Source organism: Halorubrum distributum JCM 10118 (genome assembly GCF_000337335.1).
GTDB classification, from domain to species: domain Archaea; phylum Halobacteriota; class Halobacteria; order Halobacteriales; family Haloferacaceae; genus Halorubrum; species Halorubrum distributum.
The window spans coordinates 1-1893 of the sequence record NZ_AOJN01000067.1 but is presented as its reverse complement, the minus strand read 5'-3'; the positions used below and the strand labels follow the sequence as shown (position 1 = coordinate 1893).

Below are 1893 nucleotides of genomic sequence, written 5' to 3'. Positions count from 1 at the left end.
GGTCCCACCGCGAGGTGAGAGGTGCCGGGTGGGGTCCCCCTAGACACCGTTATAGGTCCCTGTGGTGGGTGGTGGGGTCGGTTCGATTTTCGGCGACCCTTGCGCCGTCCTGCGATTAGGGAGCGGAGGGGCGAGTGATTGTGGTGGGAGAATCGCAAGACGGCGGTAAGTTGTGGCGGTTCAGACAGGGGTATCCTTACGCCGTCCTGCGATTGTACGGATAGGGCCGGGATTCGACAGGGGGAAGAATCGCAAGACGGCGGTAAGTTGTGATGGGTGATACTCCGGGGCGATCGGCGACCCCTGCGCTGTCATGCGGTTTCGGGTTCTGTCTGGCTATGGTTAGAACTGCTAATAACAATATGTGGGCGTGTTGGTAGTATCGGGATAGGTAGATGTTCTGCCGGGGTGAAAGGTCAGTATTCTTTAAGGGGCTAGTCGTTCTCGTCGCAGTCAAAGCTACGCAACGTGAGTGAATGCCCGGAGAAGGCCCGGGCGACGGACGATTCCACCGGACGCGATTTGTGGCAGAATCGCCCGGTGGAAACCTCTTGGCCGGAGGGTTCGTCCTCGCTCTGTCCTCTCTCAGCCGAGTCAGTAAGTGTTTCGACGGTTCACGGAAACGCTCGGTCTGGACGACTAAGCGCCGATCCACCGCAAGGATCGGGCGATCTTGATTTGCCCGAGAGCCGGCGTACCCGGCTCGAGGGCCGCCCGATCCGCACGCCCCCGACCGGCGGGAGGGGGCTATCTTGTGCGGTGGCGGTGCGGCGGCGGTGCGGTCTTTACTCGACGCTAGTTAGAACAACTCAAGAGCCGCTATGCTTCGCCAATTCAGGCGTTCCACCGTGCGGTGCGGTAGAAGACGTGCCGGTGGCTATGGTGCGGTGCGGTGCCACCGGCTCGTCTTCGTCGCGGTCGTCGGATAGTGCCGCCCCAGCTGGGCCGGACGTGCTGTCGGGCCACTCGTGGAGCAGCTCGCGATCGCGTCGGTCGGGGTGGTCGGAGTGAGCGCGGATCCCGTCGACGGCGAGGTCGAGTTGGATGAGCAGTCACGGCTCGGTCGGGACTGGGATTGCGGGCCGGATCGGGAGCGGCCGGACTGCCGGAAGGACTTGGCGCACCTGAAGTACCAGACAGAATCGGGGGAACAGGCGTCGTACCGTTGCGGTTCGTGGGACTGCGAGTGTTGCGGCCACCGGCTGAGGATGGGACTGATCGAGGAGATAGAACGGATCACGGAGGAGCGCCCGGAGATGCGTCGGTTCCTGACGCTCACAGTGGACCGCAGAGCGCCCGCGTCGAAGGAGGAGAAGCACGAGTACATCACCGATCGGTGGAACGCGCTGAGGACGGAACTGAGGGACCGCTATCCAAACCTGTCGTATCTGTGGGTGCGGCACGAGGGAGACGAGCGGGACCGGCCGCACCTGCACCTGCTCGTGGATCGGTTCCTGCCGCAGCGGGAACTGTCGCAGTTGGCCGAGCGCGTCGGCCTCGGCCGGGTGGTGGACATCCGGCGGGTGGACGCACGGAACGCGGCGCACTACATCAGTGCGTACCTCGGTCGTGGCTCGCTGTCGTTCCTGCCGTCGGGGTCGCGGCGGTACGGATCTAGCGCCGACGTCGATCTCGATCCACGCGATCCGGGCGGCGACGATCGTGACGGCAGTGCGCTCGAGGAGGACTGGTCACTGATGGCGTGGGATCCGATCGTCGAGGACTGGGTGTCGGCTGCGTCGGGAGACTTCCGGCGCGACGAGGATAGAGGACCGCCACCAGACTAGATCGGTCGGTCCCACCGCGAGGTGAGAGGTGCCGGGTGGGGTCCCCCTAGACACCGTTATAGGTCCCTGTGGTGGGTGGTGGGGTCGGTTCGATTTTCGGCGACCC

General features: G+C 64.3%; 1 protein-coding gene. It reads left to right on the top strand.

Translation table 11 applies throughout. The features are described from left to right. Positions 1–968: 968 nt before the first annotated feature. The gene (locus C466_RS15440; RefSeq protein WP_004045523.1) at positions 969–1787 is read left to right on the top strand and encodes a rolling circle replication-associated protein; all 819 of its coding nucleotides are present in this window, start codon (positions 969–971) and stop codon (positions 1785–1787) included. Positions 1788–1893 lie beyond the last annotated feature (106 nt).